The organism is Salipiger aestuarii, from assembly GCF_003259905.1.
Lineage (GTDB): Bacteria > Pseudomonadota > Alphaproteobacteria > Rhodobacterales > Rhodobacteraceae > Salipiger > Salipiger aestuarii.
On the sequence record NZ_QLMG01000023.1, the window covers coordinates 33721 to 59963 of the forward strand.

The 26243-nt window shown below is 65.3% G+C and carries 31 protein-coding genes; 12 read left to right on the forward strand and 19 right to left on the reverse strand.

Annotated features, from left to right (window positions below):
• Positions 1-21: 21 nt before the first annotated feature.
• The 4 genes from ATI53_RS12890 to ATI53_RS12905 form a co-directional block, all read right to left on the reverse strand.
• Positions 22-774, reverse strand: coding sequence for a glycerophosphodiester phosphodiesterase family protein (locus tag ATI53_RS12890; RefSeq protein ID WP_009505923.1), 753 nt, complete (start codon positions 772-774; stop codon positions 22-24).
• On the reverse strand, positions 774-1235 hold the full coding sequence (locus ATI53_RS12895) for a RidA family protein (protein WP_111550574.1): 462 nt from the start codon (positions 1233-1235) through the stop codon (positions 774-776). Before ATI53_RS12895 ends, ATI53_RS12890 begins: the two co-directional genes overlap by 1 nt.
• Positions 1236-1311: 76 nt before the next feature.
• A complete protein-coding gene (locus ATI53_RS12900; RefSeq protein WP_111550575.1) occupies positions 1312-2613 on the reverse strand; it encodes an HlyD family type I secretion periplasmic adaptor subunit in 1302 nt (433 codons plus the stop codon).
• Positions 2610-4346 carry a type I secretion system permease/ATPase gene (locus ATI53_RS12905; protein ID WP_009505920.1) on the reverse strand — a complete coding sequence of 579 codons (1737 nt, stop codon included), beginning with the start codon at positions 4344-4346 and terminating at the stop codon, positions 2610-2612. Before ATI53_RS12905 ends, ATI53_RS12900 begins: the two co-directional genes overlap by 4 nt.
• A 193-nt stretch (positions 4347-4539) precedes the next feature.
• Between ATI53_RS12905 and ATI53_RS12910 the strand changes: the two genes are divergently transcribed.
• The gene (locus ATI53_RS12910; protein WP_111550576.1) at positions 4540-5298 is read left to right on the forward strand and encodes an MlaA family lipoprotein; all 759 of its coding nucleotides are present in this window, start codon (positions 4540-4542) and stop codon (positions 5296-5298) included.
• Positions 5298-5909: an MlaC/ttg2D family ABC transporter substrate-binding protein gene (locus ATI53_RS12915; protein ID WP_009505918.1), complete on the forward strand. Its 612-nt coding sequence runs from the start codon at positions 5298-5300 to the stop codon at positions 5907-5909. The genes ATI53_RS12910 and ATI53_RS12915 overlap by 1 nt, the downstream gene beginning before the upstream one ends.
• 270 nt (positions 5910-6179) lie before the next feature.
• Here the strand turns inward: ATI53_RS12915 and ATI53_RS12920 are convergent, their stop codons facing one another.
• A complete protein-coding gene (locus tag ATI53_RS12920; RefSeq protein WP_009505917.1) occupies positions 6180-6668 on the reverse strand; it encodes a peroxiredoxin in 489 nt (162 codons plus the stop codon).
• Positions 6669-6755: 87 nt separating this feature from the next.
• Here ATI53_RS12920 and ATI53_RS12925 point away from each other — a divergent pair, with 87 nt between their 5' ends.
• The 3 genes from ATI53_RS12925 (at position 6756) to ATI53_RS12935 (ending at position 9557) form a co-directional block, all read left to right on the forward strand.
• Positions 6756-7958, forward strand: a complete 1203-nt coding sequence (locus ATI53_RS12925; RefSeq protein WP_111550589.1) for an NAD(P)/FAD-dependent oxidoreductase — start codon at positions 6756-6758, stop codon at positions 7956-7958.
• Positions 7955-8512, forward strand: coding sequence for a 16S rRNA (guanine(966)-N(2))-methyltransferase RsmD (gene rsmD, locus ATI53_RS12930; protein WP_009505915.1), 558 nt, complete (start codon positions 7955-7957; stop codon positions 8510-8512). Before ATI53_RS12925 ends, rsmD begins: the two co-directional genes overlap by 4 nt.
• 76 nt (positions 8513-8588) lie before the next feature.
• Positions 8589-9557, forward strand: coding sequence for an MBL fold metallo-hydrolase (locus ATI53_RS12935; protein ID WP_009505914.1), 969 nt, complete (start codon positions 8589-8591; stop codon positions 9555-9557).
• A 240-nt stretch (positions 9558-9797) separates the two neighbouring features.
• Here ATI53_RS12935 and map read toward each other — a convergent pair whose 3' ends face one another.
• A complete protein-coding gene (map, locus tag ATI53_RS12940; protein WP_009505913.1) occupies positions 9798-10655 on the reverse strand; it encodes a type I methionyl aminopeptidase in 858 nt (285 codons plus the stop codon).
• Positions 10656-10760: 105 nt separating this feature from the next.
• Positions 10761-11474, reverse strand: a complete 714-nt coding sequence (sfsA, locus tag ATI53_RS12945; protein ID WP_111550577.1) for a DNA/RNA nuclease SfsA — start codon at positions 11472-11474, stop codon at positions 10761-10763.
• A 48-nt stretch (positions 11475-11522) separates the two neighbouring features.
• Here sfsA and ATI53_RS12950 point away from each other — a divergent pair, with 48 nt between their 5' ends.
• The 4 genes from ATI53_RS12950 to ATI53_RS12965 are packed head-to-tail and all read left to right on the forward strand — an operon-like array spanning position 11523 to position 14413.
• Positions 11523-12245 (forward strand): competence/damage-inducible protein A, encoded by a 723-nt coding sequence (locus tag ATI53_RS12950; RefSeq protein ID WP_111550578.1) that lies wholly within the window; start codon positions 11523-11525, stop codon positions 12243-12245.
• On the forward strand, positions 12242-12973 hold the full coding sequence (locus tag ATI53_RS12955; protein WP_170134575.1) for a GNAT family N-acetyltransferase: 732 nt from the start codon (positions 12242-12244) through the stop codon (positions 12971-12973). The genes ATI53_RS12950 and ATI53_RS12955 overlap by 4 nt, the downstream gene beginning before the upstream one ends.
• Entirely contained in the window at positions 12970-13539 is a 570-nt protein-coding gene (locus ATI53_RS12960; RefSeq protein ID WP_009505909.1) for a peroxidase-related enzyme, read from the forward strand. The genes ATI53_RS12955 and ATI53_RS12960 overlap by 4 nt, the downstream gene beginning before the upstream one ends.
• The gene (locus ATI53_RS12965) at positions 13511-14413 is read left to right on the forward strand and encodes an OmpA family protein (RefSeq protein ID WP_240778572.1); all 903 of its coding nucleotides are present in this window, start codon (positions 13511-13513) and stop codon (positions 14411-14413) included. The genes ATI53_RS12960 and ATI53_RS12965 overlap by 29 nt, the downstream gene beginning before the upstream one ends.
• On the opposite strand, the gene ATI53_RS12970 is transcribed toward ATI53_RS12965, so the two are convergent.
• The 4 genes from ATI53_RS12970 to ATI53_RS12985 all read right to left on the reverse strand — a co-directional run bounded on the left by ATI53_RS12970 (position 14410) and on the right by ATI53_RS12985 (position 17144).
• Complete coding sequence (locus tag ATI53_RS12970; RefSeq protein ID WP_111550590.1) at positions 14410-14757, reverse strand: YigZ family protein; 348 nt, start codon at positions 14755-14757, stop codon at positions 14410-14412. The genes ATI53_RS12965 and ATI53_RS12970 overlap by 4 nt on opposite strands.
• A 45-nt stretch (positions 14758-14802) precedes the next feature.
• The gene (locus ATI53_RS12975; RefSeq protein ID WP_240778573.1) at positions 14803-15183 is read right to left on the reverse strand and encodes a cupin domain-containing protein; all 381 of its coding nucleotides are present in this window, start codon (positions 15181-15183) and stop codon (positions 14803-14805) included.
• Between the two features lie 126 nt (positions 15184-15309).
• Positions 15310-16077 carry an ion transporter gene (locus tag ATI53_RS12980; protein ID WP_009505905.1) on the reverse strand — a complete coding sequence of 256 codons (768 nt, stop codon included), beginning with the start codon at positions 16075-16077 and terminating at the stop codon, positions 15310-15312.
• 161 nt (positions 16078-16238) lie between these two features.
• Positions 16239-17144: a LysR family transcriptional regulator gene (locus ATI53_RS12985; protein ID WP_009505904.1), complete on the reverse strand. Its 906-nt coding sequence runs from the start codon at positions 17142-17144 to the stop codon at positions 16239-16241.
• A 380-nt stretch (positions 17145-17524) separates the two neighbouring features.
• Between ATI53_RS12985 and ATI53_RS12990 the strand changes: the two genes are divergently transcribed.
• Complete coding sequence (locus ATI53_RS12990) at positions 17525-18445, forward strand: IS110 family RNA-guided transposase (RefSeq protein ID WP_111550582.1); 921 nt, start codon at positions 17525-17527, stop codon at positions 18443-18445.
• Between the two features lie 83 nt (positions 18446-18528).
• Here ATI53_RS12990 and ATI53_RS12995 read toward each other — a convergent pair whose 3' ends face one another.
• The 3 genes from ATI53_RS12995 to msrB all read right to left on the reverse strand — a co-directional run bounded on the left by ATI53_RS12995 (position 18529) and on the right by msrB (position 20356).
• A complete protein-coding gene (locus tag ATI53_RS12995) occupies positions 18529-19089 on the reverse strand; it encodes a type 1 glutamine amidotransferase domain-containing protein (RefSeq protein WP_111550583.1) in 561 nt (186 codons plus the stop codon).
• Between the two features lie 314 nt (positions 19090-19403).
• Positions 19404-19910 (reverse strand): peptide-methionine (S)-S-oxide reductase MsrA, encoded by a 507-nt coding sequence (gene msrA / locus ATI53_RS13000; protein ID WP_009505901.1) that lies wholly within the window; start codon positions 19908-19910, stop codon positions 19404-19406.
• Positions 19907-20356 (reverse strand): peptide-methionine (R)-S-oxide reductase MsrB, encoded by a 450-nt coding sequence (gene msrB, locus ATI53_RS13005; RefSeq protein ID WP_111550584.1) that lies wholly within the window; start codon positions 20354-20356, stop codon positions 19907-19909. Before msrB ends, msrA begins: the two co-directional genes overlap by 4 nt.
• Positions 20357-20573: 217 nt before the next feature.
• On the opposite strand from msrB, the gene ATI53_RS13010 reads away from it, so the two are divergent.
• Positions 20574-21068, forward strand: coding sequence for a hypothetical protein (locus ATI53_RS13010; RefSeq protein ID WP_009505899.1), 495 nt, complete (start codon positions 20574-20576; stop codon positions 21066-21068).
• Between the two features lie 29 nt (positions 21069-21097).
• On the opposite strand, the gene queG is transcribed toward ATI53_RS13010, so the two are convergent.
• The 4 genes from queG to ATI53_RS13030 all read right to left on the reverse strand — a co-directional run bounded on the left by queG (position 21098) and on the right by ATI53_RS13030 (position 23950).
• A complete protein-coding gene (gene queG, locus ATI53_RS13015; protein ID WP_009505898.1) occupies positions 21098-22144 on the reverse strand; it encodes a tRNA epoxyqueuosine(34) reductase QueG in 1047 nt (348 codons plus the stop codon).
• A gap of 45 nt (positions 22145-22189) precedes the next feature.
• Positions 22190-22855, reverse strand: coding sequence for an FtsZ-binding protein FzlA (gene fzlA, locus ATI53_RS13020; protein ID WP_009505897.1), 666 nt, complete (start codon positions 22853-22855; stop codon positions 22190-22192).
• A 134-nt stretch (positions 22856-22989) separates the two neighbouring features.
• Positions 22990-23640 carry a winged helix-turn-helix domain-containing protein gene (locus ATI53_RS13025; RefSeq protein WP_009505896.1) on the reverse strand — a complete coding sequence of 217 codons (651 nt, stop codon included), beginning with the start codon at positions 23638-23640 and terminating at the stop codon, positions 22990-22992.
• Between the two features lie 25 nt (positions 23641-23665).
• On the reverse strand, positions 23666-23950 hold the full coding sequence (locus ATI53_RS13030) for a hypothetical protein (protein WP_009505895.1): 285 nt from the start codon (positions 23948-23950) through the stop codon (positions 23666-23668).
• Between the two features lie 181 nt (positions 23951-24131).
• Here ATI53_RS13030 and ATI53_RS13035 point away from each other — a divergent pair, with 181 nt between their 5' ends.
• Positions 24132-24698 (forward strand): hypothetical protein, encoded by a 567-nt coding sequence (locus ATI53_RS13035; RefSeq protein ID WP_009505893.1) that lies wholly within the window; start codon positions 24132-24134, stop codon positions 24696-24698.
• A 50-nt stretch (positions 24699-24748) separates the two neighbouring features.
• On the opposite strand, the gene ATI53_RS13040 is transcribed toward ATI53_RS13035, so the two are convergent.
• Positions 24749-26197: a uracil-xanthine permease family protein gene (locus ATI53_RS13040; protein ID WP_009505892.1), complete on the reverse strand. Its 1449-nt coding sequence runs from the start codon at positions 26195-26197 to the stop codon at positions 24749-24751.
• Positions 26198-26243 lie beyond the last annotated feature (46 nt).

A 26243-nucleotide genomic window follows, 5' to 3' on the forward strand; every position in this document is an offset into this window, starting at 1 on the left:
GTGGCGCAGCCTGCGCGGGGTTCAAGCGGCGTATCCCTCAAAGGTGATGTTCTGCGCGATCTTGCGCGCCTCTGTCTCTTGCTCGGGCGAGCGTACCGTCCAGCACAGCACCGCCGCGCCGTCGCGTTTCAGGTCGGCCACGCGCGGGCGCGAAAGGTCGGATTTGTCGTGACTGATGAAACAGGCCCCCACCGCATCGTAATCGGGGATGCCGCGCAGCCGGGCCCGGGTCGCTTCGGGCACGAGCGGTTGGTCTTCGGCGTCCCAGCCGCAGGTGGTCAGCCCGCGCGGCAGGCCGGGGGCCCGTCGCGCCATCGCCGCCACCGATGCCGGGTTGAACGACATCACGGCGACCGGGCCGATATAGCCCGCCAGCGCGCGCGCGGCGGCGGTTTCCAGCGCGCCCACATTGGGGCCCATGGCCCCATCCTGATCCTTGATCTCGATCAGCAGCGGAGCCTTGCCCGCGACCAACGCCAGCACCTGAACAAGCGTCGGAATGGGGTCATGTCCGTGGCGCAGCGTGATTGCGCCCAGCTCGGCGGCGCTGTGCTGGCGAACCGGCCCCGTCTGCGTGGTCAGGCGGGACAGGTCGTCATCGTGAAACACCATCGCCTCGCCGTCGCGCGACAGTTGCAGGTCGATTTCGATCCCGTAACCGGCCTGAATCGCGGCGGAAATCGCTGAAAGCGAGTTTTCCGGCCGCCCCCTTTCGCTGTCGTGCAAGGCACGATGCGCGATAGGGCGTTCCAGAAAGGCGGAGGGCAGTTGCATCAGACCAGCTCGAAGATGCCTTCGATCTCGACCGCGACGCCAAGCGGCAGCGACGCCGCCGAGACCGCCGAGCGCGCATGCTTGCCCGCCTCGCCCAATACCTCGACCAGAAGATCCGACGCGCCGTTCACCACCTTGGGCTGTTCGCTGAAATCAAGGGTCGAATTGACAAAGCCGGTCAGCTTGACCACGCGCTTGAGCTTTGACCAGTCGCCGCCACAGGCCGCCCGGACCTGCGCCAGCAGGCTCAGCGCGCAGGTGGCCGCCGCCTTTGCCCCCTCTTCGGTGGTGGTGTCGACGCCAAGCTTGCCAAGGATAAGCCCGTCCGGGCCCTGGCTGATCTGTCCCGACACATAGACCGTGTTGCCGCTGATGACATAGGGCACATAGTTCGCGGCGGGTGCAGGGGCATCGGGAAGGGTCAGGCCAAGTTCGGCCAGGCGAGCGTCGATATCGGTCATCGAAAATGTCCTGTCTAGCGTGTCGCCACAACGCTACCGCTGTTGCGCGCCGATGGAAACACCCGAAGAGACGCGGTCAGCTTTCCCGCAGCGCCTTGTTGAAATAGTCGGTGAACGGTTTGACAAGGTAGGCCAGTGGCGTGCGATCGGCGGTGCGCAGGAACGCCTCGACCGGCATGCCGGGGATCAGCGTCGTGCCTTCGGCAAGCTTGCCGACCTCGCCTTCCGACATGACGATTTCGGCGCGGTAATAGCTGGCCTGCGTCGTCTCATCGGTAAAGGAATCCGCCGAGATCTGCGTCACCGTGCCGAACAGTTCGGGCGTGGTGCGCTGGTCAAGCGCCGAGAATCTCAGCAGCACCTCCTGGCCAAGGTGAATTTCGTCGACATGGATCGGATCGACATTGGCCTGAATCACCAGCGGGCGATCCTGTGGCACGATGAACAGCACCGGCTCGGCCGCGCGGATCACCGAACGTGGCGTGTGCACCGCAAGGCCATACACCGCCCCGCCGACCGGCGCGGTGATTTCCATCCGCTTGAGCTGTTCCAGTAGCGACAGGCGCTGTTCGGCCAGCTCGCGTGAGCGGAACTGCATGTCGCGCAGCGTGGTGATCGCCTCTTCGCGCCGCGTGGTTTCCAGGCCAAGCACCTGTATGTCGATCTCGGTGATTTGCCCCTCGGCGCGGGCCTTTTGCGCGACCAGATCGCCCTTTTGGCCCGCCAGACGCGCCGCTTCGCGTTGAAGGTTCAACACGCGGCTGGCCTGCGCCAGACCGCGGTCCAGCAGGGATTGCTGGTCCACCAGTTCCTTTTCGATCAGCCCAAGCTGATCGCCCATGGCGGTAATCTGCGCTTCGACGCCTTCGATCTGGCTGCGGATCTGGTCGGTGCGCTTGCCGAGCTGATCGGTCTGTCGCGACAAGGATTCGAGGCGGGCAAAGAACAGGTTGCGCTGACCTTCGACAAGTTCGGCAACCTCTTCCTCAACATCGGCGCGCGCCAACAATTCGTCCGCAAAGATAAGTTCGTCCGACCCGTCACGTTCCGCGACCAGCCGCGCGCGACGGGCGAGCAGTTCGAAATACTGCCCCTCGACGATGGCCAGCTCGGATTGCCGCAAGGTCGGGTCAAGCCGCACCAAAACGTCATCCATCTCCACCTGATCGCCCTCATTCACAAGGATTTCGGATACCACACCCCCGTCGGGATGTTGCACGATCTGGCGGTTGCGTTCGACCTGGATCTGCCCGCCCGCGATGATCGCGCCAGAGATCTGCGTCGTCACGGCCCAAGTGCCAAAGCCGACCACCAGCAGCAGAAAGGCGCAGATACCCAAGGTCATCGGCACGCGCGTTGAAAAGCCATCGTCTTTCATCTGACACCCCCGTTGCCGGCACTGCGCGAAATCTGGTCATGATTCTTGACCATCGAGCGCAGCACCTCTTCCTTGGGCCCAAAGGCCGCGCGCGCGCCATTTTCCAGCATCAAGAGCATGTCGCATTCCCGAATAGCCGCCGGGCGGTGCGCCATGATGATCACCGACTTTCCCGCGTCCTTCATGGTGCGAATCGCACGGTTCACCGCTTCGGAGCCTTCGTTGTCGAGGTTCGAATTCGGCTCGTCCAGCACCAGCAGCACAGGATCGCCGTACATCGCCCGTGCCAGCCCGATCCGCTGCATCTGCCCCCCCGACAGGCGCCCCCCCGCGGCAGACACACGGGTGTCATAGCCATCCGGCAGCTTCAGGATCATCTCATGCGCATCGGCCTTGCGGGCGGCCGTGACGATGGCCTCGGGGTCGGGATTTTCAGACAGGCGCGCGATGTTATCCGCGATCGTGCCATCGAAAAGCGTCACCCGCTGCGGCAGATAGCCGACGTGTTGCCCAAGATCCTGATCGTATTGCTCCAGCGATGCCCCATCAAGGCGGATCTTGCCGCCCGCCGGGCGCCAGACCCCGGTGATCGCCCGCGCCAGCGTCGATTTTCCCGCGCCGGACGGCCCGATGACACCCAGGGCGTGTCCGGGATCAAGCGTGAAGCTGACCAATCGCAGCGCCGCCTGATGATCGCCCGGCGGCACCACTGTCAGCTGCGTCACCTCAAGATTGGCCGCAGGTTTGGGCAGCGGCAGCCGCGCCTCTTCGCGGGGCAGTTCGGACAGCAGTTGCACAAGGTTGTCCCACCCCTTGCGCGCCCGCGTCACCATCGGCCACTGACCGATGGCCAGTTCGACCGGCGCCAGCGCCCGGCCCATCAGGATGGAACCCGCGATCATCGCCCCCGGCGTCAGTTCGCCACGCAGCACAAGGTAGGCGCCAAGGCCCAGCATCGCCGATTGCAGGAACAGCCGGAACGTCTTGGTCGCGACGGTAAACGTGCCGACGATGTCGGTCGTGCCGATCTGACCGCTCAGGGCTGCCGACCGGGCCTTGTTCCAGCGGGTGAACGCCGCCGCGCGCATGCCCAGGGACTGCACCATCTCGGCCTCGGCCCGGATCTGTTCCGACCCATGTTCCGCCCGCATCATCGCCTGGTTCGATTTCAGCGTCGGGCTACGGCTGAGCAGTTGATTCAGCACCGTGACCCCCACCAGAACCAGCCCGCCGCATACCGCAAGAATGCCAAGTGCCGGATGAAACACAAAGATCGCGGCGATGAACAACGGAGTCCACGGAATATCGAAAAACGACATCAGCACCGGCGACGACATCAGCCGCTGCACCGATTCCAGATCCTTGAGCCCGGTGATGGACAGCTCGTCCGGCTTGACCGCCGCGCGACGCATCACCGCGTCGAACACCCGCAGGTCCAGCGCCGCCTGGAATCGTGCCGCCACCCGCGCCATGATGCGCCCGCGGGCATAATCCAGAATGCCCATCATGCCGTAAAGAAACAGCACCAGCACCGACAGCGCCAGCAGCGTCGCTTCGGACCGCGAGCCAAGCACGCGGTCGTAGATCTGAAGCATGTACAGCGGCCCGGTCAGCATCAGCGCGTTCACCAGAAAGCTGAAAACCCCGACGAACCAGTAATATGGCCTGCCCTGGCGCCGCGCTGCGACCAGTTCATCCCGACCGCTGTCTTTTGAACGTTGCATAATCGCCATCGAAGGCCCCCTTCGCGCTGCGGCGAACCTGTCACCGAGAAGCGAAAATTCAATTAACAGAAGTTATCACGTCAATCCATTCCGCGACCGGCTCACGCGCTCGGGCGCTTGGCCTTTCACGGTTCTGCAAGTATGCAGAGCCTATATCGACTGGCTTCGCCTGTTCCAGCATCAAATCAAGGAAGGTCAGGAAATGCCTACCCCGCACCGCATGATCGTCTGTGTCACGCTGCTTGTCGCGTCCGGGCTGCTTGCCGGTTGTGCGGTTCCCGGTCCGGGCGAAGCGCCGGACGGAATCTACGACCCTCAGGAGGGTCCGAACCGCCGGGTCCACGCCTTCAACAAGCGGCTCGATACCGCGTTGACGGGCGGCGGTGGTGGCGGGGATGCCGTTCCCTTCGTGGTGCGCGCCGGGATCGAGAACATGGCCGACACGCTGTCGCTGCCGCAAACCGTGGCGAACCAGGTGCTGCAACTGCGGCTGGGGCGCGCAACGCGCAACGCGGCGCGGTTTTCGATCAACGCCACCGTCGGGCTGCTGGGACTGCTGGACCCCGCCGAAGCCATGGGCCTGCCCGAGGATGAAAGTGATTTCGGCGAAACCCTGTATGTCTGGGGGTTTCCCGAAGGCGCCTATATCGAGCTTCCGGTCACCGGCCCCAGCACCGAACGCGACGCGGTCGGCATGGCGGTCGATCTGGTCACCAATCCGCTCAGCTACTGGCTGCCCGCGCCCGACAAATACTACGCCACCGGGGTGCGTCTGGCCGAACGGGTGCTCGACAGGTCCGAATACAGCGAACAGATCGACGAGATGCTGTACGGCTCGGCCGACAGCTACGCGCAATCGCGCACGATCTATCTTCAGAACCGCCGGTACGAGCTGGGGGATGAAAGCGCCGCGCAGGCGGACTATATGGACCCCGAGGCCTTGGACACGGAGGGATTCTGATGCGGCATTTCGCGACTGACACCATGACGCGGCGGGCAATGATCGGGGGGATGCTGTCGGCGGGGCTGCTCATCGCGCTTGGTACGCCCGCGCGGGCCGCCAGCGCGATGCAGGCCGAATCGCTGGTCGACCGTCTTGTCGGGGACATCAACGGCGTGATCTCGACCGGGGCGTCCGAACAGCAGATGATCGCGCAGTTCGATCGGATTTTCCGCAGTTACGGCGACATGTCCTATATCGCCGCCTATGTGATGGGCGTCGAAGCGCGGCGCGCCTCTGCCGCGCAGAAAAAGGCGTTTACCCAGGCGTTTTCCAGCTACATCTCGCGCAAATACGGCAAGCAGTTCCGCAAGTTCGTAGGCGGGCGCATCGACGTCCAGGGCACCAAGGCGGTCAAGAACGCCTATCAGGTGTCGACGTTGGCCTACCTGCGCGGGCAATCACCGTTCGACGTGACCTTTTTCGTCGGCGAAAAGTCCGGCAAGTTCTTCAACATGTACGTCGAGGGCGTGAACATGCTGTTGACCGAACGGACCGAGATCGGGTCGATGCTGGACCGTCGCGGCGGCAACATCGACGCAATGATCGCGGATCTGCGCTCCGCAGGGTGATCGCATCGTCGAACTGCGCTCTGCCGACGCCGGCGTTCCGATCCCGCTGCACGCCACGTCAAAAGATCTAAAGCAGGGGCAGTCATTTATCAGACCGGTGTTCGGCGGCCCGCGCCGGGGGCTGGGTTTCGGGGCGTCCCACCTGGCCGATGGCGGATGGCTACAGCTTGCCAACGCGTCGGACCCGTCGGGAAACTCGGTCCGGGCGTCCAGCCGCATCTGCGCCGCATGACCGGCGGCTGCACGCAATGGCGCAGCCGCCGAACCGCATTACATCGCCTCGAGCATGCTTTCACCGGCGGAAATCTCGCATTCGCCGGGGCTGGCTTCGGCGTGCAGGAGGGTGACGACGCCGTCCTCGACCAGCATAGCATAGCGCTGCGACCGGGCGATCAGCCCGGCGGGGGGCGCCGTGAAATCCATCCCGATCGCCTTGGTAAAGGCGCTTTCGGGATCGCCCAACATAGTGATTCCCGCCTCGGTCGCGCCGGTCGATTCGCCCCAGGCGGACATCACGAAAGGGTCGTTGACCGACAGGCAGATGATCTCATCCACGCCCTTGGCGGCCAGCTGGTCCTTGACCCGCACAAAGCTGGGCACATGCGCCGAGGAACAGGTGGGGGTGTAGGCGCCCGGCACGGCAAAGATCACGACCTTGCGGCCCTTGGTCAGTTCGCCCACCGTGACCTGCTGCGGCCCGTCGGCGCCCATCTTGACAAGGGTTGCCCCCGGCAGCGTGTCGCCCTTGGTGATAGCCATGTCGCGTCTCCTATGCGTTGCGTTTCCGACTCTCACGGATATAGGCTTCGCCACGACATATAAATGAAATTTTCGAAGGACATCGGCATGGGCAAGGTTGTGGTGATCGGGGCAGGACAGGCCGCGGCGTCTTTGGTCGTCCGGCTGCGCGACAAGGGTTTTGAGGGACCGATCACGGTAATCGGCGACGAACCCGTGCCGCCCTATCAGCGCCCGCCCCTGTCCAAGGCCTATCTGCTGGGCGATATGGAAGAGGAACGGCTGTACCTGCGCCCGCACGATTTCTACACGGCGCGGGGGATCGACCTCATCCTGAACGCGCCAGTCACGGCGGTCGATCTGACCGCGCGCACGCTGGTCGCGGACGGGCGCAAGCTGGATTGGGACGATCTGGTGTTCTGCACCGGCTCGACCCCGCGCCGCCTGCCGGCCGCCATCGGCGGCGACCTTGAGGGCGTCTGCGCGGTGCGCACCATCGCCGATGTGCAGGCGATGCGGCCACGCTTTCGCCACGGCGCCCGCGTGCTGATCGTCGGCGGCGGCTATATCGGGCTGGAAGCCGCGGCGGTGGCGTCCAAACTGGGGTTGAAGGTCACGCTGGTGGAAATGGCCGAGCGCATCCTGCAACGGGTCGCCGCGCCCGAGACGGCGGACTACTTCCGGGATCTGCACCGCGCCCATGGAGTCGACATCCGCGAAGGCGTGGGCCTGGGCCGTCTGACCGGCGAGGGCCGCGTCCAGGCGGCGGAACTGACCGACGGGACCACCTTACCGGTGGATTTCGTGATCGCGGGCGTTGGTATCGTGCCGGCGATGGACCTTGCCGAAGCCGCCGGGATCGAGATCGAAAACGGCATCCGCACCGATGCCACGGGGCAGACTTCGGCCCCCAACGTCTGGGCGGCGGGCGATTGCGCGTCTTTCCCGCACAGAGGCGCGCAGATCCGGCTGGAAAGCGTTGGCAATGCCATCGACCAGGCCGGGGTGGTGGCCGACAACATCCTGGGCGCCGCGCGCGCCTATGACGCCAAGCCGTGGTTCTGGTCCGATCAGTACGACGTCAAACTACAGATTGCCGGGCTGAATGCAGGCTATGACCGTGTCGTGACACGTCGCAGCGGCGTTGCGGTGTCGCACTGGTATTACGCCGGCGCCACCCTGCTGGCGCTGGATGCGATGAACGATCCGCGCGCCTATATGGTTGGCAAACGGTTGATCGAATCCGGAAAATCCCCCAAGCCGGAAGCGGTCGCAGACCCGGCAACCGAGCTGAAAACCCTGCTCAAGTGAGGATCATCGCCGGAACATGGCGGGGCCGCGCGCTGACCCCGGTGGGCAAGGGCGACCCGCGCGCCCATCTGCGCCCCACCACCGACCGCACCCGCGAAAGCCTGTTCAACATGCTTGCGGGCGGACGGTTCGGTGACCCGTTCACCGCCGCCACGGTGCTGGACCTGTTCGCCGGAACCGGCGCACTGGGGCTTGAGGCGCTGTCACGGGGGGCGCAAAGCTGCACCTTCGTGGATGACGGGCGCAAGGCGCAAAGCCTTCTGCGTGAAAACATCCGCCTGCTGGACTGCGCCGGTCGCACCCGCTTGATCGCCCGAGACGCGACCCGGTTGCCCACGGCCGAAACCCCCGCCACGCTGGTGTTTCTTGACCCGCCCTATGGCAAGGCGCTCGGGGTAAAGGCGCTGCACGCCGCATCGCTGGGCGGCTGGCTCGCCGCCGGGTCGCTGATCGTGTGGGAAGAGAATGCCCCCCAGCCCGCCCCGGACGGGTTCGAACTGCTCGACAGCCGCCGATATGGCGACACCCACGTCACCATGCTGACCGCGCCCTGAAAGGACTCGCCCGTCGGGCCTCGTCCCGTTATCGTATTCGCATGTATCTATGCATTTGCGGATCAGGGAGGCTCGCATGCCCATTCTCACCCCCACCCGGCGCGACATCATGGCGATGGCCGCCGCCGCCCCCGCGCTTGCCCTGCCCCGGCTGGCGCGGGCCGACCTTCACCAACCCCCGGCCGCAAACCCCGGGCATATGTCGTTTACGCTGGGCGAGGCCAGGCTGACGGTGATCTCGGACGGCGCGCTGCACCTGCCCGCCAGCGGGCTGGGAGTGAACGCCGACCCCGCCGAGGTCAGGGCCTTTCTTGAACGACACTACCTGTCGCCGGAAACGCAATATGCCCACACCAATCACCTTGTCGTGGATATGAACGACACGCGGCTGCTGGTGGATGTTGGCTCGGGGAACCGGTTTCTCGACACCGCCGGGCGGCTGTTGCCCAACCTTGGCGCCGCCGGGATCGACCCGTCCAGCATCACCCATGTGATGATCACCCACGCCCATCCGGATCACATCTGGGGCATCCGCGACGATTTCGACGAATCGATCCTGCCGGGCGCCGCCTGCTTCCTTGGAGAACGCGAACATCGGTTCTGGATGCAGGACGGGCTTGCCGCACGGGTCGCGCCCGAGGTGCAATCCTTTGTGGTTGGCGCGCGCAACGCCATCAACGCCGAAGGCGCCGACTGGACCCTGATCGCCGACGGTGCGGAAATCGCCCCCGGCATCCGCGCCATCGCAACGCCCGGCCACACGCCGGGGCACATGAGCCTGCTGATCGAGTCGGGCGCCGAGCCGCTTCTGGTGACGGGGGATGCGTTGAACCACGCCTGGATGAACTTTGCACACCCCGGCTGGTACAACGGTTTCGACATGGACGGGGCGCAAACCGTGGCAACCCGCCGCCGTTTGCTGGACATGGCCGCGACCGGGCGCATGGCAGTGCTGGGCTACCACTTTCCCTTCCCCGGCGTGGGGCATGTGATGCGCGAGGCCGACAGCTACCGCTTCATCCCCGCGTTGTGGAAATGGGACTGACAGAGCAACCGGAACAGGCGGCCTGATCTGACGACCGCAAGATCCCTGGCACGATCTTCGCGGCGTCAGACCGCAAGCGGCGATTGGCGGCCGGGGCCGGATATTTCGCGCCAGAACAGGCGCACCCCGCGCGCCCAGCTTTCCAGGGGCCGATCGGGACGCGAAACCAGCGCCCGGACGGTCCCAAGGGAGCCGCCGCGCGGCGGCGGGCAGCGCCCCCGTGGGCGCGGCGGCTGGGCGTCAGGCCGGTTTTGTCGGGTGAAACAAGCCGCCCGGCGACGGTGTGAAAATGTCGGCGCCATCGGCGGTCACGCCAACGGAATGTTCGAACTGTGCCGACAGGTGCTTGTCGCGGGTGATCGCGGTCCATTCGTCCTTGAGCACCTTGGTCTCGGGCCGGCCGAGGTTCACCATAGGCTCGATGGTGAAAAACATCCCCTCTTCCAGCACAGGCCCGGTGCCGGGGCGTCCGTAATGCAACACGTTGGGCGCGGCGTGAAAAACCCGCCCCAGCCCGTGGCCGCAGAAATCGCGCACGACGGACATGCGATGCCCTTCGACAAAGGTCTGGATCGCGTGGCCGATATCCCCGAAGGTGTTGCCCGGCTTGACCATGTCGATGCCGATCATCAGCGCGTCATGCGTCACCTGCACGAGTCGGGCGGCAAACGGCTTTGCCTCTCCGGCGACATACATGCGCGAGGTGTCGCCGTACCAGCCATCCACGATCACGGTCACGTCGATGTTCAGGATGTCGCCATCCAGAAGCGTGTCGTCGACCCGATCGTGGCTGTCGTTCTTCCATTTCAGGATCTTGCTGCCGGGAATGCCGTGACAGACCACATGGTTGACCGAGATGCAGCTGGCGTGCTGATAGCCCTTGTACCCGACCGTGGCCGAGGTCGAGCCGCTTGCCTTTATCAGTTCCCGGATAACGGTTTCCAGCCCGCCGGTGGTCTGGCCGGGAACCACATGCGGCACCAGATCGTCGAGGATCTGCGCGGCAACGGCCCCCGCACGGCGCATGCCGTCGAAATCTTCGGTGTCGTGGATGCGGATGCCGTCCCGAGTGAGGCGGCCACCGGTTTCTTGTCTCAAGGCTGCGCGCTCCGTCTGCGTGTCCTGTTTCTATTTAGGCGTTTTCGGCGGAAGATGCCAGTGGTGAGCGGCCCGTGGTGGATGTTTTGCGACACCGCGCCGCATTCAGGCGGGCACGGGCGGCGCGTGAAACGGCAGCCGCGCGCCAAGCGACACGGCATCGGGCGCGATGGCGCAGGCATAGGCCAGCGTTTCGACACCACGCCCGGTGGCGGCGTGCCAGGCGCGAACGTAAGCCGGGTCGACGTCACCGGCCAGCGTCACCGCATGGCAATCGGTGCGCTGCACGAGGTACAACATCACCGCGCGCTCGCCTGCCTCGGCCCGCAGGGCCAGTTCCGCCAGATGTTTGGCCCCGCGCGCGGTCACCGTATCGGGAAACTCGGCCAGGCCGGGCTGACGGCACAGCGTCACCGACTTCACCTCGACCCAGGCGGGGCCGCGTGGGCCATCGAGCAGAAAGTCGACGCGGCTGTTTTCCCCGTATTTCACCTCGGGGCGGACAGTGTCGTAGCCTTGCAGCCCGTCCACTGCGCCCGCCTCAAGTGCTGTGCGCAGCATCCGGTTGGGCACCCCGGTGTCGACGCCGACAAAGACACCATCCGTTTCGGCCAGCCGCCAAGTGTAACGCAGCTTGCGCGCGGGGTCGTCGTTGGGTTCCAGCCAGATCGTCAGCCCTTCGTGCTTCATCCCGGTCATCGCGCCGGGGTTGGCGACATGGGCGGTGATCTCGCGCCCGTCGGGCAGGCGGGCATCCGCAAGGAACCGCTTGTACCGGCGGATCAGCGTTGCAGGCACGAGTGGGGTTTGAAAGCGCATGAGCCGGGCCTATACCAGTCAGGCAGACGTGCCAAGGAGGGCAGCCCCATGACCAACCCCACCGCCGCCATGATCGTCATCGGCGACGAAATCCTGTCCGGCCGCACCCGCGATTCCAACATGCACTATCTTGCGCAGGAACTGACCAAGATCGGCATCAACCTGTGCGAAGCGCGGTTTATCGCCGATGATCCCGCCGCCATCACCGCCACGGTCAAACAGCTTAGCGCGTCCTATGGCACCGTGTTCACCTCGGGCGGGATCGGGCCGACCCATGACGACATCACCGCCGATAGCGTGGCGGCCGCCTTTGACACCCCCATCGGCGTGCGCGAGGATGCCTACCAGTTGCTGCGGGCCCACTACGACCGCCAGGGCGCCGAATTCAACGCCGCGCGCCAGCGCATGGCGCGCATCCCCGATGGCGCGGCGCTGATCGACAACCCGGTGTCCATCGCCCCCGGCTTCCGGATCGCCAACGTCAACGTCATGGCCGGGGTCCCCGCGGTGTTCGAGGCGATGGTGGCAAGCGTCCTGCCCACGCTGACCGGCGGAGCACCGCTGCTGTCCCAAAGCCTGCGCATCCAGCGCGGCGAAGGCGAGATCGCCGGCCCGCTGGCGACGCTGGCCGCGCAATTCCCCGACCTCAGCATCGGGTCCTACCCGTTCCAGAAGAACGGCATCTATGGCGCGAATATCGTCATTCGCGGACAGGACGGCGCGCAGGTGGACGAGGCGATGGCGCAGCTTGCCGGGCTGTTCCCGGCATGACTCCGGCAGTGGCGCGGCTATACGATGCCATCGACGGAACATGGCCCTGCGTCCGCGCGGTCACGGCCGGGCCGTGGATGCTGCGCGAGGGCGGCGGCGGCGGCAAGCGCGTGTCCTGCGCCACCGCGTCGGGGCACTGGACAGCGGATGATCTGGCCGCCGCCGAAAGCGCGATGCGTCTGCTGGGGCAGCAACCGTTGTTCATGATCCGCGAGGGCGAGATGGCGCTGGATGCCGCGCTGGACACCGCCGGATACCACCTGATCGACCCGGTCAACCTGTGGGTCGCGCCCGTCGACAGCCAGACGGGGCACGACATGCCCCGCGTCACGGCCTTTGATGTGTGGGAACCGCTGGCCATCATGCGCGAGATCTGGGCCGAGGCGGACATCGGCCCGGCCCGGCTGCGCGTCATGGACCGGGCCAGGGGGCCAAAGACCGGCATCCTTGGGCGGCTGTCGGACAAACCCGCAGGCACCGCGTTTTGCGCGATCCACACCGATATCGCCATGGTCCACGCGCTGGAAATCCGCGCGCCACATCGCGGTCAGGGTCTTGGCAAATGGATGATGCGCCAGGCCGCGCTTTGGGCGCAGACGCAGGGCGGCACCTGGATGGCGGCGCTGTGCCTTGCGGATAATGCGCCCGCCAACGGGCTGTACGCTTCCCTTGGGTACGAATGCATGGGACAGTATCATTATCGCATCAAGTCAGAGGCCCCGACATGACCAAAGATCAGCCCACCGCGCTGGACCTGCCCATGGCAGACCCCCTTCCGGACCGGACGCGCAAGTATTTCGACATCTGTCAGGACAAGCTGGGCATGGTGCCCAATGTGCTGAAAGCGCACGCCTTTGACACCGCCAAGCTGGATGCCTTCAGCGCGATGTACAACGAACTGATGCTGGCCGACTCGGGAATTACCAAGCTGGAACGCGAGATGATCGCGGTCGTGGTGTCGTCGATCAACAAGTGCTATTACTGCCTTACCGCGCATGGGGCCGCCGTGCGCGCGCTTTCGGGCGATCCAAAGCTGGGTGAGATGCTGGTGATGAACTGGCGCGTCGCGGACCTGCCCTATCGGCAGCGCGCCATGCTGGGTTTTGCCGAAAAGATGACGAAATCCAGCGCCGAGATCGCCGAATACGACCGCGAGGCGCTGCGCGATGCCGGGTTCACCGATCGCGACATCTGGGACATTGCCAACGTGACGGCATTTTTCAACATGACGAACCGCGTGGCGTCGGCCACGGCCATGGTCCCGAATGACGGCTATCATTCGCAGGCTCGCTAAGGCGCTGATGATCGTGGGGCTGTCCGGGGGTCCGGCGGCCGCGCTGGATCTGGCATTGCCGTCCGGAGCGCGCCTGATGCGCGAGACGCTGACCGATGCGGGCAGCTACGCGGTGCCGCTGGGGCCATGGACCGAAACGGGCATTCCGACCCGGATGGTCGAGGGCCGGATCAGCCGCAGGTCCTGGCGCATCGAGTCAAGCGATCTGACCACTTTGCAGATCCTCGCCCCCGTCCGCGACGGGCTGATCGCGCAGGGCTACGAGATCCTGTTCGAATGCCGCACGCGCAGCTGCGGTGGATTTGATTTCCGGTTCGGGACCGATGTCATCGCGGCGCCCGAAATGTATGTGGACCTGACCGCCTTTCGGTTTCTTTCCGCGCGCGGCCCGGGCGGCGACGTGGTGTCGTTGCTGGCCAGCCGGTCAGGCGCCGCTGGATACCTACAGGCGATTCAGGCGGGGCCGGTCGATGCCGTTCTGGCGGCCCCGCCCGCACCCGGCGCGCTGTCGGGCGTGGTGATGCAGATCGAAACCGCCGGGCATGTGGTTCTGCCCGACCTCGACTTTGACAGCGGCGCGGCAGAGCTGGGCGGCGCGGTCGCCTCGCTCGATGCGTTGGCGGGCTGGCTGACCGGGGACGCGGCGCGGCGCATCCTTCTGGTCGGGCACACCGACGCGGTGGGATCGCTCGCCGCCAACACGGCGCTGTCGAAACGCCGCGCCGGGGCGGCGGTGACGTATTTGCGCGACAAGGGCGTCGCGGCGGCGCAGCTGTCGGCCGAAGGGGCGGGATACCTTGCCCCGCGCGCCAGCAACCTGACCCCCGAGGGGCGCGAGCAAAACCGCCGGGTCGAGGCGGTTCTGCTGCCCTAAAGCGTGTCGAGATACTGGCGCACCGCGTCCTGAACGTGGCGAAAGCGGTCGCCGCCCAGGTGCTTGCCGCCGTACCAGCGGGTGACGACGACAAGGTGGTCGGTCAGCCCTTCGCGGTCCAGCATCCGCAGAATGACCATGCCCGCGCCGCTTTCGCCATCGTCGTTCTTGATCGGCCCGCTGTCCAGCAGCAGCCCCCAGGTGTTGTGGGTCGCCTTGGCGAATTTCTTTTTGCGGCACAACTGCTTGACAAGCGCCTTGGCCTCGTCTTCGGACCGGCAGGGCGCCCCGGACACGGCGTATTTCGACCCCCGGTCAGAGATGATGTTGTCAAGCGTGCGCATTGGCCCGGTGTAGCCGGGCCGCGCCATGCGGGCAATGCCGCGCCGTCAGTCGTCGTAGGCGCTGGTCGACGGCGCACCATCCAGCGTGGTGAACCGGCGCGTGGCAACCTTGCCAGAGACATCCCTGCTGTGAACCAGCCTTCGGTCATGATCGGGGTAGGTGACCGTGTCGGCGGGCGCGCGCGTGCCGATCACCAGATAGCGGATCGGCGTCTCGCCGTGATTCACGATGCAATGCCCGGCCGGGGTGCCGGCCTTGAAGGTGGCCGCCTCGCCGGGGACAAGCGGAAAGGTGTCATCGCCCTCGACCACGGTGGCTGTGCCTTCCAGCATATAGACCATTTCATCTTCGGCCGCATGCCAGTGTTTCAGCGCCGAAGACGAACCGGGCGGCAGGGTTTCGACAAACGCACCGGACTGGGTCAACCCGCCGCTGTCGCTGAACAAAAGCGACTGGGCCGGGCCTCAGGGGCCGCTGGTTTCGCTTTCCGATTGCACGGTCCGGGGGCTGAATTTGGGCATGGTACCCTCCCGCCGGGCAAGGTGCGCAGGTCAGGCCCGCTTGTCGAGCCTTTCCTCGATGGCGCGCAGCCGGGCGATGACCTCATCGCGGTAATCCGTGGTGGCAAGGTTGGATTCCTCGGCGTGGGCGTCCTGCATCGAATTGACGATCAGGCCGACCACAAGGTTGACCACCGCGAAGGTGGTGATGAGGATGAAGGGCACAAAGAACACCCAGGCGTCGGGGTGAACCTCCATCACCGGGCGCACGATGCCCATGGACCAGCTTTCCAGCGTCATCACCTGAAACAGCGTGTAAAGCGAGGCCCCCAGGCTGCCGAACCAGTCGGGAAAGGTGGCGGCGAACAGCTTGGTCGCGATGACGGCGGCGATGTAAAAGATCACGCCCATCAACAGGAACACCGAGCCCATGCCCGGCAGCGCGGCAATGAACCCTTCGACCACGCGGCGCAGGGTGGGCGCGACCGATACGACGCGCAGCAACCGCAGGATGCGCAGCGCCCGCAGAACGGCCAGCCCCTGTCCCGCCGGGACCAGCGCGATGCCGACCACCACAAGATCGAAGATGTTCCAGCCGTTGCGAAAGAACCGCCCGCCGCGCGCGATCAGCTTCGCCCCAAGCTCGGCCACAAAGATCGCAAGGCAGGCGGCGTCCAGCGCCAGTATCAGCGGACCGGCGGCGGCCATCACCTGCGGTGATGTTTCCAGCCCCAGGATCGCGGCGTTGAACAGAATCACCGCGATGATGACATTGCGGGTGATCGGGTGATCGACAATCCGGGCGAGGCTTTGGCGCATGGGGTCTTGGCTCCCTCTGGGATGATGCCGGGGATCTAGCCACTGTGACGATCCCCGTCCATAGCCCCAGGCCGCAAATAAAAAATGCGCCCCGGAACGGACCGGGGCGCAGGCAATGCCCTGACAAGCAGAACATGAGGAAAGGCAGGCAGGCCAGACGTTTACCAGTCGGTCGGCCCCTTGTCCGCGAAAGCATGGACCAGAAAGTCGATAAAGGCACGCACCTTGGGCTGGGTGAACCGGCCCGGCGGGTAGACGGCGTAGATGCCTTGGGTTTCCACCGGAAGGTCCGGAATGGCGTCTTCGATCAGGCCCTGACGCATGGCATCGGCATAAAGATACGACGGCAGGTAGGCGATTCCCAGACCCGCGATACAGGCGTTCAGCAGCGATTGCCCATCGTTCACCGACAGCCAGCCCGCCGTGCGCACCTGGCGCTTTTCGCCGGACGGCGCGGTGACCTTCCAGACATTGCCCGAGGACTGGTTGGAATAGTGCAGCAGCTTGTGTTCGTTCAGATCGTCGATCCGCTGCGGGCGACCGAATTTCTGAAAATAGGACGGCGAGGCGATCATCCGCTTCGTCGTGTCCGTCAGCTTGCGCGCCCGCAGCGTGCTGTCTTCCAGCTCGCCGATGCGGATGGCCATGTCGAACCCTTCCGAAATCAGCTCGACGTAGCGGTTGTTCAGCACCATGTTGACTGTGATGTCCGGGAAATCCGCAAGGAATTCGCCCAATGTCGGCGACAGGTGATTCACCCCGAAATCCGTCGCGACGGAAATCCGCAGCAGCCCCGAAGGCGCCGACTGCATGGATGTCACCAGCGCATCCGCTTCGCCCGCGTCGTTCAGAACGCGGCGGGCGCGGTCGTAATAGGCCAGGCCGATTTCGGTCGGCGACACCCGCCGGGTCGTGCGGTTGAGCAATCGCGCCCCCAGCCGCGCCTCAAGCGACGACACGTGTTTTGACACGGCCGATTTCGAGATGCCCATCTTCTTTGCCGCGTCGGTAAACCCGCCCTGGTCTACCACCATGGCAAAGGCTTCCATTTCGGTCAGGCGATCCATCACCGTCTCCCCAGTCGTTCCTGCCTTGCATGAGACGGTGCCAACGCCTCGCTTGAGCACATGGTATGGTGGCCAATTCAGGCACGATTGGGACGCGGGCGCGACAATAGCGGGGTCTCGACGCAGACTGTGCGTCGACCGGAAACCCATGTCTTATGACTTTCCTCGGCTCCTTTGCGATAAAGGAGCCGCTGCCTGGCACGGCATTTATGCCGGGCAGCGGCGGGGGTCGGATCGAGGGAAACCAGATGCCGGGTCGAAACACCCGGGCACCGAGGCGTAGTGTGATCGCCCCCGTCTTTTCATCTGCCCTGAACGGATACCCGGGTTCTGGGCCCGGATGACAAGCAGAGGAAGAGGGAAAGACGACGAATGATACCATCGGCGTCGATATCTCGAAACCCACACTCGACGTATTCTGGCTGGGCAAACGCGAACACCGGCAATTTCCGAATGATCGGTCCGGCTGCGCAGCACTGGTCCGCTGGATCGGCGCGTCAGCGGTTCGGGTCGTGTTCGAGCCCACCGGCCCCTATCACCGGCTCTTCGAAGCATCGCTGGTCGCGGCAGACATCATGACGGTCAAGGTCAACCCTCGTTCCTCGCGCCGCTTCGCCGAAGCAACCGGCGAACTGGCCAAGACCGATCGGATCGATGCGGCGATACTGGCACGGATGGGGGCGGTTCTCGATCTTGAAGGACGGCCCGCGAAATCGGAAACCCTGCACGACCTCAGAGAGTTGGGCGTCGCCCGGCAAGCCTTGGTCAAGGACCGCATCGCCGCGACCAACCGCGAACAGATCGCAGTGAACCTCGTAGTCAGGCGCCAGTTGCGAGCCCGCCTGAAGCAGATCGGCATTCAGCTGAAGGAAATCGATGCCGCAATCGCGACCTTGGTCGCCACCGATCCCGGCCTGTCCCGCCGCCGGGATGTTCTTGCTTCCATTCCCGGCATCGGAACCGTCACGGCCATGGCGATCCTGATCGAGATGCCCGAGCTCGGCACGCTGGACAACAAGCAGGCGGCCAGTCTTGCGGGTCTCGCGCCCATGACGCGCCAGTCCGGCACATGGTCTGGGCGGGCACGAATCCGCGGCGGCCGGAGAAGCCTGCGCACGGCACTCTACATGCCGGCCCTCGTGGCGCTGCGATTCAATCCGGACCTGAAACAGAAGTATCAGGCTCTCAAGGACGCGGGAGAGCCCTCGAAGGTCGCCATCACGGCAATCATGCGAAAGCTGCTGGTTCTCGCGGACGCCCTGCTGCGCGACGACCGCAAATGGAACGCAAAAGCCGCTTGATCAAGACGGATACTACGCAACGGGCAAGAAAAACGCCGCGCCCCGAATGGGGCACGGCGAAAAGCCAGTCGATGGCTGCCCGGTCAGGCGGCTTTCTGGTTGTGGCGGCCTTCTTCGATCTCTTCGACGATCTTGGACACGAACGCCTTCAGGTCATCGGGGTTGCGGCTGGTGACGATGGCGCTGTCGCAAACGACGGGCTCGTCCAGCACCTTGGCCCCGGCGTTCTTGAGGTCGGTGCGAATCGACGGATAGCCGGTCATTTCGCGGCCCGTGGCAATGCCGGCCTCGATCAGCACCCAAGGCGCGTGGCAGACGGCGGCAATGGTCTTGCCCTGATGCGCAAAGGCGCGGACCAGCGCGATCACTGCGGGTTCGACGCGCAGCAGGTCGGGATTGATCTGGCCGCCCGGAATGACGAGCGCATCGTATTGCGTCGGGTCGGCGTCTTCGATCCTGAGGTCGGCCTCGGCCTCGCGGCCCCAATCGGCGCCTTCCCAGCCCTTGATCGACTTGCCGTCGAGCGACGCGACGTGGACCTGCGCGCCCTTTTCGCGCAGCTGATCGCGGGGAAATTCAAGTTCGGACTGTTCGAAGCCGTTGGTCGAAATGATGAGCACTTTTGCTTGCGTGATCTTGGGCATGGGGTGCCTTCCTTTCAGTTGTCTTCCAGTTGCGGGGACAACGCGGAAGGACAGGCACCTTGTTCCATACCCCCGGTTAACGGGTTCGTGAGGATCGCAGCCCGGCACCCCGGTCAATGGCGTGCCGGCGTTCACGTCCACCTTGCCGGCCGACGCCCTGGCAGCGAAACCGGGGGCGACCCGGACACCGGCGCGCATGGCCGACCACATCCGCCGCCCCACCCGTCAGCAGGCGCCCGGTCAGGCAAACCGTCGCGTCAAAGCGTACCCCGCCCGCCACGAATCACACCGTTAACAGGCCGCCGGGGGCACCGTCATTCCGCCGCGTCGCGCTTGGGCAGAATCCAGTGCTTGCGCGGGAAATGGCAGGTGTAGCCCGCCGGGAACTTTTCCAGATAGTCCTGATGTTCCGGCTCGGCCTGCCAGAAATCGCCCACCGGCGCCACTTCGGTCACGACCTTGCCGGGCCAGATCCCCGACGCGTCGATTTCGGCGATCAGATCCAGCGCGACCTGCTTTTGCGCATCGTCAACGTAATAGATCGCCGAACGATAGCTCATCCCGACATCGTTGCCCTGCCGGTTCGTCGTGGTGGGGTCGTGGATCTGGAAGAACAGCTCAAGCAGGTCGCGAAAGCTGACCCGCGCCGGATCGAACAGGATCTCGATGCCCTCGGCATGGGTGCCGTGGTTGCGATAGGTGGCGTTGGGCACATCGCCGCCAGTATAGCCGACGCGGGTGGATTCGACTCCGGGGCGTTTGCGGATCAGATCCTGCATGCCCCAGAAACATCCGCCCGCCAGAACCGCGCGTTCCGTCATGCCACGTCCTCCACCTGATCGAGATACGCGCCGTACCCTTCGGCCTCCATGTCGTCGCGATGCACAAAGCGCAGCGAGGCCGAGTTGATGCAATAGCGCAGCCCGCCCCGGTCCGCCGGACCATCCGGGAAGACGTGCCCCAGATGCGAATCGCCATGGGTCGACCGCACCTCGGTGCGCACCATGCCGTGGGCGACATCGCGCAGTTCGGCGACATGGGCCGGTTCGACCGGCTTGGTGAAGCTGGGCCAGCCGCAGCCGCTATCGTATTTGTCGGCCGAGGCGAACAGCGGCTCGCCCGAGACCACATCGACGTAGATCCCCGGTTCCTTGTTATCGAGATACCGGCCCGAGCCGGGGCGCTCGGTGCCGTTCTGCTGGGTGACGCGGTACTGCTCGGGGTCGAGCGTCTGGATCACGTCGGGATTGCGTTCGTAGGTCGCCATGGGGCTCCTCCATCATCTGTCCCCCAAAGATGGGGCGCATTTGCCGGTTTGCAAAGGCTTGTCGTCGGACACGGGGTCGTACCCCACCATATACCCCCGCCCGATCGCACCCCGCTATCGGCAAAGCTTTGCCACAGCGACAGCGGCGCGGGATCCGGATGGCCGCCCAAACGGTTTGTCCGGCAATACGACCGACGGATTACAGAGAGGATTCGCCATGACCATCCGTTCGACCACTACAACAGGCCTTGCCGCCGTGCTTGCGGCAGCCCTGTGCACCGGCGCCCATGCCCAGTCGCCCGATACCGATCTGACGGGCCAGGCCAAGGCCGCCGCACAGGCCGACGCGCAGGCGCGGCTGGAAGCCGACGTGCCCCTTGCGCCCCCGCCTGACACGCTGGCCGAACTGGTCGGCACGCTCAGCGGGGACGGGGTTGCCGTGCCGATGGAAGACCTGCCCGAAGGCACCACGGTCGAAACCCTTCTGCTGGGGGAGCTGCCCACCGACGACAGCGGCTCGGGCAACGACGCCGCGCTGGACAACGCGCTGGCACGCGCCCAGACCCAGCTTGACATGCTACAGACCCGCGTGGACGGCGACGAGGTTCTGACCAGGGCGCTGGAAGACGGCGGTTTCAGCTCGGACCAGGTGCTGGGCGTCTATTCCGTGCGGGACGGCACCGTCGCGTTGCTGATCGACGACAGGGCCTGAAGCCCCGGAAACGGGCGGTGGCCGGCGCATTACGCGCCCAGCCGCGCCACTGCCCAGCGGGCGGCATCGGCCAGCGCCGCGTCGGGGTCGTCGCACAGCGCCTGAACCGACGGGCGCAGCGACGCATCCGCGGAATTGCCGATCGCATAACAGACGTTTCGCAGGAACCGGTTCCGCCCGATCCGCTTGACGGGCGAACCGGAAAACAGCGCCCGAAACGCGGCATCGTCCAACGCGGCAAGGCTGGCAAGCGATGGGCCGACCAGCTCGGGGCGGGCATGGTATTTGATCTCTGCTGCCTGCTGCGCGAACTTGTTCCACGGACAGGCGGCCAGACAATCGTCGCAGCCATAGATGCGGTTGCCCAGCAGGGGGCGCATGTCTTCGGGCACGGGGCCGGCGTGTTCGATGGTCAGATAGGAAATGCAGCGCCGCGCATCCAGCCGATAGGGCACGGGAAAGGCATCTGTCGGGCAGGCGTCCAGACAGGCCCGGCACGACCCGCAGGCATCGCGCCCCGCCCCGTCCACCGGCAGCGTCAACGTGGTGAAGATCGCCCCCAGAAAGAACCACGACCCCAAATCGCGACTCACCAGATTGGTGTGCTTGCCCTGCCAGCCCAGCCCCGCCGCCTGACCCAACGGTTTTTCCATCACCGGCGCGGTATCGACGAACACCTTGATCTGCGGGGCGGATTCCCCGGACCGCGCGGCTGCGTCGATCAGCCAGCGCCCCAGCCGCTTGAGCTTTTTCTTCACCACGTCATGATAATCGCGATTCTGCGCATAGACGGAAATTGCGCCGCGTTCGGCCTGCCCCACGATCTGCATCGGGTCCTGGTCGGGGGCGTAATTCTCGGCCAGCATGATGACCGACCGCGCCTCGGGCCACAGCGCCGTCGGGTCGCCGCGCCAGCCCGTGCGTTCCGCCATCCACCCCATCTGGCCGTGATGACCCGCCGCCAGAAAGTCCGCCAGCCGCCCCGCCGCCTGCGGTACATCGCCAGGGCGGCACACGCGGCAGGCGGAAAACCCGACCGCGATCGCCTCGTCCATGAGCGCCTGCTTCAGTGACATGTCATTGCACCCTGTTCCGGCGTCGAAACTGCCGCCAAGGCGCCCTTAGAAGTCCAGGTCGGCATATTGCGGCGGCGGCGTGAATCCGGGCACCTGGTCCGCAAGGATGTTGCGGAATGCGGGCCGGGACTTGATCTTGGCATACCAGTCCTTGACCGTCTGACTGCGGTTCCAGTCCACATCCGAGATATAATCCAGCGACGACAGATGCGCAGCGGCAGCGAAATCCGCCAGCGTCATCACGTCGCCCGCGAGCCACCGGCGATGATCCAGCAGCCACGCCATATAGTCGATGTGGTACTTGATCGCCTTGGCGCCGGATTTCACGTTGCCGCTGTCGGGAAAGCCCGCCTTCATGATCTTTTTGTTGACGCGTTCGTACAGCAGTTTCGAGGTCACCTCGTGGTGGAACTTGTCGTCGAACCAGCTGACGATACGGCGCACCTCGTAGCGCGCATCGGCAGAGCGCGGCATCAGCGGCGGCTCGGGGTATTTCTCTTCGAGCCATTCACAGATCGCGGCGCTTTCGGACATGATCTTGTTGTCGATGCGCAGCACCGGCACTTTGCCCGCAGGGTTGCGGCGCATGAAATCGCTGCCCTTCTCCCAATAGCGTTCCTCGATCAGCTCGCATTCGATCTTTTTCTCGGCGAGGCTGAGCCTGACCTTGCGGCAGAACGGCGACAGCGGCACATGATAAAGCTTTGCCATGGGGCGATCGTATCCGGAAAGTCAGGGAAATCCGATACCCTGTCTGCATCCTATCCTTGCCGGTTGCAACTGCGTGCGTGGCCACCGGCGGTTTTCCCGCGCCGTCACCCTGCGTCAGGGCCTGCGAAACGCCGTCAGATCACCTCGATCACGTCCTTGTCGATGGCCAGGACGTACCCTTTGCGGGCGATGGTCTTGACCAGCAATTCGCTGACCATCTGGTTTCCCAGCCCGTCGCGCAGCCGCTTGATGCGCATGGCCCCGGCGGATTCCTCGCAATCGGATGAGGGTTTGCCGGAAATCACGCCTTCGATCTCGGCGCCCGACAGCATTTCATCGTCCATCCGGGCCTCGGCCAGCACCGCCAGCGTCTCGACCATCGCGTCGGTCAGCTTGAACCCCATGGTGTTGAGGTAGACGGTGTTTTCCTCGCGGCTGATGATAAGCGAACTGACCTGAATGCCCGACCGTTCGATCTGCGCCACGCGGCGGTTGAGCGTGACCAGCATCAGCAGAAACACCAGCGCCGCGACCAGCAGGGCTGCGGCAAAGACCAGCAGCACGAGAATCACCACGCGGTAGCCGGTAAGCGTGTCGGCGAATGTGGTCCCCGACTGGGCAAGGATTTCCAGAAGCCGCAGTTCGGCCTGCCCGGTCAGCGCGTCGTTTTCCACAAAGATGCGTTCGACCCGCGCATTGAACGCGTTGGCGCCCGGCAGAGTGAACATCAGCACCGTCGCGGTGCCGACCAGCAGCGCCACGATCACCGCGATGCCGACCCCCACCAGTCGCGTGCCCGCCCGGCGGGCATCAGTAGCGGAGGTAATACTCACCGGCGTTCGTCCTTTGTTTCTGGCCCGGCGCGTCTTGCGACAGGCGAACGACGTTCAGCAACTGCCAGCCACCGCTGGACAGGCGCGGGCGCAGTTGCGCGGCGGCGGCGGCCATGTCGGGGCAGACCCCCGGCAGGCGGACGATGCCGTAATGCAGGCGCAGCGGGCTGTCCTGCTTGGCCTTGTATTCGACCCAGCAATCGGCCTGCGCCGCCGCAGGCACCCCGAGGGCCAGAAGAGCGATGAGAATGGCGTGTTTCATGGCGCCCTTCCTGCGCTTTCAGGGCATCGCAGCGCAATAGCGACGGCGCGAAACCATCCGGTTATCGCATAACCATGCGCCGATATTGCGTGAAATCCGCCGATCCTGCCAGGGTCAAGGCAGGCAGGGTGCCACATGCGGCGCCCCCACCCATGCCCCGACAGCCTTCAGGAGAACACCGATGTCCAGCCGATTCATCTCGACCGTGCTGGCGGTTTCGATGGCGATCACCGCCATCGTTCCGCTGACCGCGACGCCCGCCCCGGCCGACACCGCGCGAACCGAACGCCGCGACGACACCGCCAGACTGCTGATGGGCGCGGCGGCGCTGGCGTTCGTCGGCACCGCCATCGCCAGGCACAAGGACCGCGACAGGCACGAAGACAGCCGCAAGAAAGACCCCCCGCGCACGGTCGATCCGCGCCGCCATGCAAAAAATGTCGGCGCCTTGCCGGCCAGGTGCCTTGTGGATCTGCGCCGCGCCGGTCAGGCGTTCGATGCCGCCTGCCTGGCGAAGCGCGGCGTGCATCCTCGCGCCCTTCCGCAACGGTGCGAAATCACCCTGCGCACCCGCTTTGGCAGCTCGCGCGCCTATGATGCCGCCTGCCTGAGCCGGTCAGGATACCGGGCGGATGGCGGCCAGGCGCGTCACCGGGATGACGACCGGCGGCGCGATGCCAACCGCTACCTGCCGCGCCCCTATCAGCGCGGCTATGACCAACGCTACATCCTCCGCCCCGGCCACTAGGGTTGCGGCGGTTCCCGCGCGCCAAAAAGGGCCGCCCGGCGCGCGGCGTTTCACGCTCCGGGCGTGTTGTGCCCCGCCAGCCCGCCCGAGATTTCCTCGGTCGATGCATCCGACAGCGGTACGGGCAGCACAAGATTGAGCACGATGGCGAGAAGCGCGGCGGGCAGGATGCCGGACGCGCCAAGGATGCGCAGCGTGTCGGGCAGATGTTGCAGCGCGTTGGGCGCGCCCGGCGCCACGTTCAGCACCTCCAGCTGCAACCCCAGACCCACCGAAAGCGACACCGCAAAGATCACCATGTTGCGCTTGTCCCAGGCCACATCCGACAGCATCGACATGCCCGACGCGACCACCATGCCGAACATCACGATGACCCCGCCGCCCAGCACCTCGATCGGCACGGTGCGGATCACGCCGCCGACCTTGGGCACCAGTCCGCAGACGATCAAAAAGATCGCGCCGATGGTGACGACGTGGCGGCTCATGATGCCGGTCATGGCGATCAACCCGACATTCTGGCTGAACGACGTATTGGGAAAGCCGCCGAACACCCCGGCGATGGCCGATCCGACGCCGTCGGCATAGGTGGCGCCGGTGATTTCGGTGTCGGTCGCCTCGCGGCCCGCGCCGCCCTTGGTGATGCCCGACACGTCGCCCACGGTTTCCACCGCCGACACGAACGCCATCAGGCAGAACCCCACAATGGCCGCAAAGCTCAGGTCAAACCCGTATTTGAACGGCACCGGCAGCGCGAACGCGGCCGAATTCTGCCAGCTTGCGATCACCGAATCGAAACTCAGCACCCCTATGGCAAGCGCATAGAAATAACCCACGATGATGCCGATCAGCACCGCCGAGATCGACAGCAGCCCGCGCGTGAAGAACTTGATCGTCAGCGTGACCACCACCACCACCAGCGCGGTTGACCAACTGGCAAGGCCACCATAGCTGGGGTCGCCCGAGGCCTTGGCCGGCACGCCGCCGGCGGCGTATTCAATCCCGACCTTGACCAGCGCCAGACCGATCATCGTGACCACCAGCCCCGTCACCAGCGGCGGCAGCGCAAAGCGGATCTTGCCGATCACCGTGCCAAGGCAGGCGTGAAAGATCCCCCCCGCCACGATACCCCCGAACAGCGCGCCCAGCGCGGCGACGCCCTGCCCCGCCACCAGCGGGATCATGATCGGGATGAACGCAAAAGATGTGCCCTGCACGATGGGCAACCGCGCGCCCACCGGGCCGATGCCGATGGTCTGGAACAGCGTCGCGATGCCCGCGAACAGCATCGACATCTGGATCAGGTACAGCAGTTCGGGGAAATCCGGCGAACTGGACCCAAAGCCAAAGCCCGCGGCCCCCGCCACGATGATCGCCGGGGTGACGTTGGACACGAACATCGCCAGCACATGCTGGATGCCCAGCGGAATGGCCTGGGCAAGCGGGGGTGTATAGTCGGGGTCCGCCATCTGTGCGGGCGTGCCGAGTGCGGCCTTGGCCATGGAGTTGCTCCCTGTCGATGATGTCCGCGACCTCTGGACGGGTCGG